At 52.2% G+C, this 12,085-nt stretch carries 2 protein-coding genes (1 of these 2 cut by a window edge); both read left to right on the forward strand.

What is annotated here, in order from left to right:
* Positions 1-11,163 carry the final stretch of an Ig-like domain-containing protein gene (locus tag KF752_09430; GenBank protein MBX3421762.1) on the forward strand. Its footprint begins 19,818 nt before the window's first position, so only the last 11,163 of its 30,981 coding nucleotides appear in the window; its start codon lies off the left edge, out of view; its stop codon occupies positions 11,161-11,163.
* 197 nt (positions 11,164-11,360) lie between these two features.
* Positions 11,361-11,969 (forward strand): PEP-CTERM sorting domain-containing protein, encoded by a 609-nt coding sequence (locus KF752_09435; GenBank protein MBX3421763.1) that lies wholly within the window; start codon positions 11,361-11,363, stop codon positions 11,967-11,969.
* Positions 11,970-12,085: the final 116 nt, after the last annotated feature.

Raw genomic sequence — 12,085 nt, forward strand, 5'->3', positions numbered from 1 at the left:
CCGCCCACGCTGACGGTCGGGCTGGCTAACGATACAGGATTTAACGACTATGATCGCATCACCTCCAACGCTACTCTGGTGGGCACGGCCAGTGATGCCAGCGGAATCAAACTTCTGCAACTATCGCGCGCAAGTGGCCCATGGATCGACATTACCTCACAGCTCTCCAGTGGTAGCTTCGAGATCACCACCAGCGAACTGGCAACCATCTTGGGTGGCTCATTGGCGGACGGGCGGTACGATCTGCGCTTCAGGGCCACTGACAATGCAGCCAACGAATCGTCGATTGTCCATTTCAGCTTTGTATTGGATACCCAACCACCGGTCACTCCCACGCAGTTCGAGCTATCCTCTGCCAGCGACACGGGCCACGACAATACTGATCGCATTACCAAACTGCGCGAGGTCATCCTGACGGCATTTGCCAATCCGGGTGACCGGGTAGAAGCTGTTTTGAACGGTCAGGTCATCGGATCGCAACTGTCCACTGGCACCGTCTCCATACCGGTAACGCTGCCGGGATCGGGCGATCACGCCATTCGACTGATGGCCCGCGATGAGGCCGGCAATACCAGCCCGACTACTCTACCGCTGACCATCACCCTGGACGAAACGCCACCAGCCACGTTGACTGCCGGTCTGTCGGCGGACACCGATTCGGGCGTACTTGGCGACAATCGCACGGATCGCCAGCACATATCCGTGGTGGGGCAGACCGAGGCGGGTGCCCGAGTTGCCATCTATCGCGGTTCCGATCTGCAAAACCCAATCGCTCTGGTCGTAGCCGGAGCCAACGGCCAGTATCGCATGGACAATATTGCCTTGAAGAGCGGCGATAATCCGTTTGTCGTCTCCGCCGAGGACACCGCCGGCAATGCCCGCACTGTCAATCTGTCGATCGAAACCACCGCTGCCGACACCTCCGCACCGACGGTTTCCATGCGACTGCTGCGCGATACTGGGCGCAGTCGGACCGATCGCATTACTAGCGATGCCACCGTTTGGGCGACGATTGACGATCCATCGGGCATCACGGCCTTGACGGCCTCGATCAATGGCGGTCCTCCACAGGATGCTCTGGGATGGTTGAGCGGATCGCTGCTGCAGCTGACTAACAGTCGGTTCTCGCTATTGAGGGGTTCCGATCTGAGCGACGGCAGTTACACGGTAACGCTGATTGCTACGGATGCTGGCGGGCGAGTCTCCGCGCCAAGCAATTTTAGCTTCACCTTGGATACAGTTCGGCCTTTACCGCCAACCAGTCTGGATCTGATAGCCGCTGACGATACCGGAGTCAGCAGCACGGACAACATCACCAATCGTCAGAGCCTGACGCTGACCACCCAGGTAGAGCAGAACGCCCTTGTCCGGCTGTATCAAAATGGAGTCCAGATAGCCCAAAACAGCAACGGAACACAGCGATCCTTCACGGTGAGTGGTCTGGCTGAGGGAACGCATCTCTTCACCGCCACGAGTGAAGACATAGCCGGAAATCTCTCCAGCTTCTCGCTACCGTTAACCGTAATTGTCGACCGAACCAGCCCACCACAGCCCACCTTGTCGCTGGCTGCCCAATTCCGCGACACGCCAACTTCCAACACCACCGCCTACGAGACGGTAATCCTGGAAGGCACAACCGAGCCTGGAGCGTTTGTCGAGCTATCCGGCACTACCCATCGAGTGCAAGCCGACGCCACAGGCAACTTCCGCATCACGGACGTACGCCTGGTCCCCGGCGACAACATCTTGCAGGTCATTGTCTCCGACCTAGCCGGCAACGGCTCCGCCCACCAAACCACCATCCGCATGGAAGACCGCTTCGGTCCCACGATTGAGATCGCATTGGCGAACGACACGGGCCGCAGTAATACTGATCGGATAACCAGTGATCCAACGCTGACGGGACTTGTCCGTGACGCCAGTGGAGTTGTGACCTTTGAATTGCAACTGAATGATGGGCCGTGGAGGGATGCTCGATCGTTGGTGGTCAATGGCTTTTTCAATATTGAAGCAGCAAATCTAGGTCAGTTGTTTGGCACTTCTTTCCGTCAAGGTCCTCACCAACTTAATGTGCGGGCGAGAGACGGTGCTGGCAATGAATCACTCAAGTCGTTCAGCTTCTTGTACGATAGTTCGAGTCCGGCAACACTATCTCCCGACTTGGATACTCCGCATGGCACGCAGTTTGCCGTCGGTATTCCGATTTTGTCGACCTTCAAGCCGACCATGATGTTGCCGATCTCTGAGAGCTTCTTGGTTCATTGGTACAGTAACGGAGAACGGATTGCAGTTGGAGCAGTTGATCAACGAGGGAACTATACATTACCTGCCCTACCTGACGGACATCACAGCATTTCTGTCAAGCTTGAGGACATCGCCGGCAATTTAAGTGACATGTCGCTGCCCGTGGAGTTGATCATTGATACTGCCATACCAAATATCCAGTGGGATATCGCAGCTCAAGATGATACAGGAGTGCGAGGTGATCGGCGAACCGACCAGCAGTTTGTGCGGATTGAAGGAACCACCAAGCCTTATACGAGCATCTATCTGACGGACCTGACCTCGGTTGCGGTTGCGGACGCAGATGGTGCATTTGCATTTGACTTTCTAAGGTTGGAGCCGGGCGAAAACTTGATCAATTACCTTCTAGTGGACGAAGCAGGCAACACTTTGGAAAGTGGAATTCGCTTTTACTTTACTGGTGTTCCTGATCAAGAACCAGCATTCCCCATCCCCCCCATCGGAACGATACCCGAGTTTCAACAGCGATCGCGCGTCCAGTACCTAAGACCGGAAGTTTCCGATGAACGATACACCGTCGGTGCCGACTCGGTGTTGAACGTCCCTGCTTCCCTCGGATTATTAGCCAATGACCAATCTACCAATCCGCAGCGTCCCCAGATTGCGGCGGTTGAATGGAACGTGCCAGCAGACATGGCAACGCGTTTATTTGTTGCTGCTGATGGCTCGTTCGTTTTTGATCCTCGTGGAGCCTTGGACCACGTTCCAGAGGGCCAGCAACATACGCTAGAACTTTCGTATTGGGTAACAGACGGCCTTGCTAGTACGCCGGGCCGTGCCTTGATCGATGTGACTGGAAAAAACAACGGCCCAGTAGCCAAGCAGATCACTGGACTGGTTGCCTATGCGGATCGTGTACTCAGTCGCGGAGCACCCTACGGACTGCTGGTTGACGCGTATGATGTGGACAACGGAGATCGGATCACAGCGATACCATTTGAGGGGCTTTCAGCAAAAGGTGCTAGGGTGGTAGTCCGAGCAGATGGCAGTTTCAGCTATGACCCTAGAGCCTCCGCAGAATTACAATCCACAGCAAATTTTAGTCCGGGTGTTGAGGATAGTTTCGACTATCAAATCGAGGATCGACTGGGGCTACGTGATTCAGCATCCGTTCGGTTGACAGTTGTTTCGCTCAGTCCATCGGACAGCGGCGACGGCGCACGAGCTTCATCATTCGCCTTTGCTAGCCAGCAAAATACAACTCTGGCTCCATCAATCCCTGCGCTCGAGTACTTCCCGGTTACACCGCCGGACAAATTTTCGAGTGTGGGTACCGGTGTTTCGATCAACAACCAAGGTGTCGTAGCCTTCACCGCTGTTGCCGATGGATTCTCAAACGTATACGCTGCCAATTATGCAGCCCGCTCATCTGCAATGGCACTGATGCACCCATTCATCAATCATCCAGTGCCGGGTGAACATCCATTGGATATTGATTCCGCTCCGTCGATGCGTTTCGGCAACTACGTCCAGGTCAACGATAACGGACAAGTACTTGCTAATCGCGTTTTATTTGCGAAATCAGTTCTCTTTGATATTCTCTTGGTCGGGAATCCAGACGCATCTAATGTACTACCGCTCACATTTCTAGAAACATGGAATGCTGGTATAGCGAACTCTGGAAATTCGTCGCGAATGGTAGCTATGGGTGACAGCGGAATGTACGGAGCAGGTTTAAGACTTGAAACTCTTGAACATTTTGCAACCGACCCAATCACTGGTTTGATAAGAACGAGTCCAATTGGCAGTGCACTTCTGCTTGGACCGCTTTTTGGCCCGCTCGGAATGGCGGCTGGCATTGGGGGCTTATTCGCAGCCCAATTGATGCGCCCACCTGTTATCGTTTACGATCCAATCTGGGTCAACGTTTACCCTTCGAAACTGGATTTATATTCACCGTTTAGCATTGTTCACCCTGATGCACCAGTTAGTTTAAACAACCTGCCAACGCCACAGTATGTCTTTAACAGCAAAACTTCGAATTCCCCCAAGGACGGGTCCTATATCGGTAACGTCGACTATTTAACCACAGCATTCAACCCTGGTATTCCCTATCTCGGTGCCGGGCCCAATAGTTCTCAGGTGTATCCACGTATCGCTGACAACGGAATTCTCGTAGCCAGCGGCGGTCAAGTACTGCATGTCTACACTTCCAACTACACACCCGTTGCAAAGATTTCGGATAGTTTCGAACGTATCGGCACTCGTCCTTCGATTTCGGATGACGGATCGCTGATTGCGTTTGCTGGAATACACTCCACGCTTGGTACAGGAATTTTCATTGTCCAGCCAGATGGAAGTGCTTTAGAAAAAATCATTGGGCTCCGCAACGACGGTCGCTTGGATCCCGGCGAGCGTTGGATCGACACAAACGAAAACGGTAAGTTCGACTCAGACCCGTCTGAGGATTACTACGGGTTTTCGTCAATCGACCTTGATGCACAGGTCAATATCGCTAGAGCTGAACTAACAACAAGTTACTATGTTCAGTACGCAGGCGCTCGAGAGTGGAGTGAATTCTTGAGTCCTGAAAACAGACGGTATGGACTTCACGTGATACAGATAGCCAGAGATAAGCCACAAAACTCCGCATCATACGAGATAACTAAGTTCGAACCATCAACTGTCGCTCAGGTAGGTCAGGAATTTCCAGGTATAGGCCAAGCCAGACATGTATCGACTCATGATGGTCTGAATTCTTTAGGCGATTTAGCCTTTGTCGTATACGGGAATGGGTCAGAAGCAATTTTTGTTTCTTCCGGTGCGCAGATTCGTGCGCACGTAGACGCCAATAACGATGGCTACATCGATAAAGACCACCTAGGTGCTGACTTCACCTTAAGGTACGACGTTAATAACTCGGGTGTGATAGTGAGTGCTGGTCTCTCTGACCTGGACGATGACGGAATATCCGACTGGGTTGATGGATTTGGCGGCGTTAGTGACAATCATTCCGCAAGCACACATCAATTTGCAGAGTTGATTGTTGAAATTCCAGACCACATCAACATAGATGCTCAAACAGTCATAGGCTTCCAATATTCAAGTTCGCCGCCCACGCTAATGAAAACAGATTCCAATGGTAACTTAATTCCCGCAAAGGGGCACCTGAGGATTTGGCGCAAAGATGGAAACGAGTTTCGAGATCCCGAAATAGACTATGTACATTCAATTGACGACAAACATTATTCGGCCTATGCACTTGGAATCACCGAGACTCAACGTTCAGTAACGTTTTATCTTGAAGGTGTTCCATTTTTCTTAAATACTGAAAACGAGTACAAGCCGCGCCAAGAGATTTCGGTACTGCTTGGCAGATCTGCTTTCTTTGAATCGGCTTCAGTCGACGACTACTTTGCTAGTAGTACCGTGGTTAGTACGATCAATGCCGGGTTACTTCACATTGATTCAGACAACAATAATGGCTACTCTTATCCCGATGGCAGCCTCGCTGAGCAAGGCAAAAAGTTTCCAGCTCGGGATAGCAATGGAGTTGCGACTCAACCTGGGAAAGTTGTCATTCCCACGTTCAACGATTCTGACGGTGATGGAGTACCTGATTTTGCCGATGGTATCAAAGACTCTGGCTTTGCTAATGAAGAATCGAAATCCAGCAGTGGAATCAAACTGATTCCGATCATCGTGGAACTTCCAAAGGGTATTGACCCTCAAGAAGCATATGTGCAATTCGAATATCAGGCAACTCCGGCGGATGGCGTCAAAGAATTCGGACAAGGCACATTCGCAGAACCCTGGTATTATGAAATCAAGACGCCTGGTTTGCGATTGTGGACTGTTGATGCCGACGAACCGCGTCTGCTATCTGAGCATCTGCTAAAGAATGCTGAGTCCATTCGATTCGCAGATCTGCCTATTCCTAAAAAGGTGCTTAGTGATAATTTCTCTCGAGAGTCGAGCTACCGAGTGGTTTACCTAGAGTCTCTCATTGACGGTAAAGCTCTAGCAGATCAAACGATCACTCTATTGGTGAATCCGATCGGACAAGACATGCAGAATGCTCCGCTTCGGGATAAAATTGCTTTCACATCTTTAGCTCTTTCGATCGCTTTCGACGACTATCGCGATACGCCTACCAACAGAGGTTCTCAGTCAGATGGGAGCGCTCCTCTTGATATTTACAAAAATCGGACCTCCAAAAAGTTTCCGCAGCCGTTCTGGGGAAATACCAATTCCGACACAGAAATGCCCAATTTGAGGGCTGCTTTTGAAAAGTTCGGTGAGAGTGTTGCGAAAACAGACTTCGAGACCGAAGGCATTGATTCACGTCGAGACCTGGAGGACTTTATATCTCTTCAGGTGGTTGCCCCATTATTCCAGTTTCTTCCGAAGGATTTCTCCCTCAAATTAGCTTTAGACGGCAACAGAGAACAGATAAATGTTTATCGCGATAATTCTCAAGTTCTTGGACGACAGTATCTGTTTTCAACGACTGTTGCCGATAGCGTACTGCGGTATGCAAATAAATTCGCATTTCATGGTGGCCACCTTAAACCTGCGGATTTCAAAGGATTAGACGCTGTGCAGTACTTGATTGAGGGAAACGTTTCAGGTATCGAGGTATCTGACTTTAGCTTTGATGTTCAACTCAAGCCTCCCTCTGACGGTGAAACTTCTGAATACGCCAAAACGTCAGCCTACCTGCGTTTGACTCACATAGACACATGGTATCAGCACTTTACGGTAGCCAACTACGATCAAAACGGTGGGGTGTATCAAGAACCAATGTCTACAGCGGTTCAGTATGGAGAGTATCTGCAACCCATTCAGCCACCTAAAGTGAGTTCGAGGCAGGCGGCTTTTGGCAACTCAGTCAAAGTGGATGCATCGCGAAATACTGGAGTCAACGTTCTGGTCCACGGATGGCGTATGATCAAAGAAGAGAGAATGGCATTTGCAGCTACCTCTATGAAGCGGCTCTTGTATGCAGGGTCAGAGAATGACTTCGCATTCTTTTCATGGCCAACGGATTGGGTTGAGAATCCATTGTCTGACACGGGCAACTACAACCGCTCAGAATTGATTGCATGGAATTCTGCGGCAGGTTTACGTGCTAAGTTAGAAGAGCTCAAAAGTGAATACACCACTTTAAATGTCTTTGCTCATAGCATGGGCAACTACGTTGTAGGTGAGGCGCTTAGGCAACATGGGGCAGGTGCTTTCCAGCCTCTGATTGACGTATATGTCTCAACCCAATCCGCTGTAAGTTCGTCGTTATATGGTTTCAGTAATGGGCTTTACCCGTCAGAGAGGGCGTTTAGTAACTATCTGAATCAAGGCAGTCCATACTTTTCCCCTGAGTTCGCTCCCGCCGTTGCAAAATACGTAAACTTTTATAGCCCGGGAGACTGGGCGCTTAGCAATTGGGTGTGGGGGGCAAATCAACTTTTAAAACCTTCTTTCCTGCAGGGGAATACGGCAATTCCCGAAAGTGATTCGATTCACCGCTGGTATTTCGTACATCCATTAAATTTCTTACCTAATAATGATTCACTAAAGACTCTTCACAATGCATCGTTTTTAGCAAGCTGTGGCCAACTTTTCCCAAAAAACGGGTTTTACCGTGCGAATCTTGATGGAAGTGGCGATTCATGCCAATTTCTCGGGTGGATTGACACTGTCGAAAATACTCTATTCATGGACATTAGTCGCTACGAAATCCTGGCCTTCGCTACGCCGCATTTGTCAATGCCAGTGGGCGGCCTTGGACTCGTTGCCGATAGTGAGAATTTAACAGCTCGATTTGGCTTTCAGCATAGAGGGTTAGCATTGGAGGCGGATCTTACTGGTTTCGCGGATGTGGGCTGGTCACACAGCGCTCAGTTCTTGGGGGACAATACACTGCACAGGCAGAGCAACGGCTTCGGATATTGGGACCTATTACTCAGTAAGTTCAATGGTTCTAGTAGCCCGCCCTCAACGGCGGCTATGGGTATGCTGCAAGAACCGCATGAGCCGACAGAAGTTGCGCTGGCGCTGGAATTTCCCCCGCCTTCAAGCACTCAGGAGAACATGGTTCAGCGTTCGTTTACCGTTCTCACCAATCCTGGTCTGGGGCTCCCTACGAACACCTGGACCTTCCAGGGTAATGGTCAATTGGATAGCGGCGAATTGCTGTTGAATGAGCATCAACTGCTGATTTCCAGTGCGTCACGCAGCTATACTCTCAATCCGGACGAGGCTTCGTTCCGTTTCGAAATTCGTAATATGTTGCTTAATGATAACGGCCCTGAACAGCCGCCCGATGCGTTCGAGGTGGCTCTGGCAACGCATCTGCCCGGTAATACCCCCCGTTACTTCAGTAGTATCAGCTCTCTGAACAATTCCGATAGTTTTCTCAATATCCAACGCGATGGCTCCTACCACGCCGGTCCCGGTGTCCTGGTCTCCGGTACACTGCTGGACGGTGGTATGCTGGATCTGACCAAGTCAATCCTGGTGACCGTCGATATCAGCAGCTTGCCTGAAGGAACGATCGGCAAGCTGTCGTTTGATCTGATCGGCTTTGGCGTCCCCAGCAGCTCGGCACGGATTCTGGTGCCCGAGGGCGATGAGGTACTGGTGGGTTCCATCTCGGGTACCGTCTGGCAGGATGCCGATGGCAATGGCCAGCGCGAGCCGTGGGAAGCGGTCTTGCCCAACCATAGCGTCTTCCTGGACCTGAACGATAACGGTCGCTGGGACCTGGACGAGCCCAGTACGCTGACCAATGATCAGGGGGGCTACACTTTTGCCAATCTGCTTGCCGGTCAGTACACCGTGCGCTATGTGCTGCCCGACGCATGGGAACAGACCTATCCGGTCGCTTCTGGGGCTTCCGGGCTCACCTTCACCGGTTCACCCGCTACCCTAGTGACTCCTGGCTTTGAAATCGTCGACAGTTCCATCTCCACTCACCCGCTCAGTCGAATGGATGTCAATGGCGACGGTCGTATCTCTGCACTGGACGCCTTACGTATCATCAATCGGCTGAACTTCACTAGTCCCGGTGCCGCTAGAATCGCCAGCCTGTTTGATCCCTTGGATGTCAATGGCGACGGCCGTGTCTCGGCATTGGACGCGCTGCTAATTGTCAATGCGCTGAATAATGGCTCCGCCAAGCTGTACGCTTCTCAGGCTGGACCCGCAGTATCACATCCTGTCAACGCAGCCCTATCCAGAAACCTGGTGGGCATCGATCGCCTGCGTGCCGATTCGCGATACTCGGGGATCGATGGACGGGGTATGTCGGTGGTGGTGATCGATACCGGCATCGACTTGAATCATCCGTTCTTTGGTCCAGACGGTGATGGCAACGGTATCGCCGATCGCATCGTATTCCAGTACGACTTCACCGACCCCGACAGCTCGGCCGGCGATGTCTCTGGTCACGGCTCGCATGTCACTAGCATTATCTCCTCCAGCAATCCGCACTATCCCGGCGTGGCTCCCGGTGTCAACATCATTGCTCTGAAGGTCTTGGGCGACGATGGGAACGGCACGTTCGGTGATCTGGAACGCGCCCTGCAGTGGGTGGTTCAAAATGCGGGCACCTACAACATTGCTGCTGTGAATCTCTCTTTGGGCGATGGCCGGAACTGGTCGGTGCCAGTCAACATGTACGGTATCTCTGATGAATTGTCCGCTCTGGATGCTCTGGGCATCGTCACCGTAGCGGCAGGCGGCAATAGCTATGCTGCCTTCGGAGGCCGTCAAGGCCTGTCCTATCCGGCGGCTGATCCGTATGCCATTTCCGTGGGTGCCGTCTGGGATGGCAATCGTGGCCCGCAGTCGTTTGGCGCTTATGGCAGCGAATACTCGACCGCTGCCGATCGCATCGCCGTATTCTCGCAGCGCGACGCCAATCTGCTGGATGTATTTGCCCCCGGAGCCCTGATCACAGCCGCCAACGCCAGCGGCGGTATCATGGCGATGCGAGGTTCCAGCATGGCCACTCCGTTTGTGACCGGAGCCGTCGTATTGGCCCAGCAGTTGTCGCTGCGCGAGCACGGTCAACGGCTAACGACCGCTCAGATACGTTCGCTGCTGCAATCCAGCGGCGTGCTGATCTACGACGGAGATGATGAAGACAGCAGCGTCGCCGGGACCGGCGCGCCCTACTTCAGGCTGGACGTCGTCAACATGCTCAGCCGCGTGCTGAACTACGATCCGGTCAACGACAGCGGCGACAATGGTGATACTGGCAATGGCGATCCGGGCGATGCCGGAGTCACCAGTCTGGCAATCGGCCACCAGATCGATCTTGCCCCTGGCGAGAATCGAACGGGAATCGACTTCGGTGCGCGACCGATCCATGTCATAGCCCCCCAGATCGAGCGGGTTATCATAGGCGACGGCAGAACCCAACGCAGCATGGTGCATTCCATTACCGTCCATTTTGACTCGGCAGTTGTTATTGACGACGGAGCGTTCCGGCTGGAAACCGGCGGGCAAGTCTTGCCCGTAAATGTAGATGTGCAGCAGGCTGACGGCAAGACTCAGGCGTTGATCACCTTCGCCGCCTCCAATTTCCGCGAGCTGAGTGGTTCGCTGAAGGACGGAAACTACCGTCTGACGGCCCAGCACACCCACATCCGTAGTCCCCAGGGAGCCGCCCTGGACGGAGGAGCCACCGGACAAGCCGGGAATTCGCGAGTGGATGAATTTTTCCGATTTTTTGGCGACGTGAATGGTGATCGCAATGTCAATCTGGTAGACTATGCGTTCTTCCAGAGGACCTTCCAAAAGACCTCTCAGGACCAGTTCTTCGAGAGTGCGTTTGATGTGGACGTAGACCGTGATGTCGATCTGGTGGACTTGGCATTTTTCCGTCGTAATTTTGAGAAGCGATTAGATCCCTGATTCTACCGCTTGATGGTTAATCGTATGGTGGAATCGAAACACCCAGAGTTAAGGTAGTTAACTCGATCAGCCGTTGAGCGTTAGCTCACGGTTAGCTCGACCAGACGATAACCCAGATATTGCATGGTCCCAGAAAATCCGTGACACCGTGTCGTAGCTACGTTTGCCAAAACGTGGACGTAAACTAGGTGCCTCGCATGAAGAAACTAACCAACTTGATTTGTGATAAGGTTCACAAGATGATCCGATCATTCGTTCAAAGCTTTCGACATATCGTGGCCTGTCTGATCCTGTGCCTAGCACCCGCATCTGCGTATGCAGCCACGGTCACGTTTATGGGTAGTCCCTTCGATGCCACGCTGGGCTCACATTTTTCGTCTGGCGTAGATCGAATATTTGGAACAATAACCTTTGACACAGTTGGTGCCAGCCAGGCTAGGTCCTTTTCGTTGACAGCCACCTCGGCAGGCGTACCTTCTTTCACCTTTAACGTTCCTGATGTCGCCGCTCTTCCGTCTGGAATATCTCTGCCAAACAATTCATTCTCCAGTTGGTCCGGAGGTGTCCCCACCGTATGGAGTCTTACCGTTTTTGGGAATCTGGTCAGTGCAACCGAAGAGGAGCAGATATCGCTTCACAACGAGCTAGGCGACCTAGCCGCATTCGACTTGCTGAACGTCAATAACGAGTCGGTTGGACTCAGCGGACGGATCGGTACCATGCGAGTCGTACCTGAACCATCGTCTCTTCTTCTGCTAGCCCCTGCAACGCTCGGCCTATCCCTCCGCCGAAATCGTCGAAGGTAGTAGTGTGGTCAAATTACTCGAACTAGCAGTTGGTCTGGAAAATGCTGTATTAAAATGGCTTCGCAGTTCGGGAGATTGAGGTGATATCGAAGTCAATATTTGATGTGGACTAGGAA

Source organism: Pirellulaceae bacterium, from assembly GCA_019636385.1.
Classification (GTDB): Bacteria; Planctomycetota; Planctomycetia; order Pirellulales; family Pirellulaceae; genus Aureliella.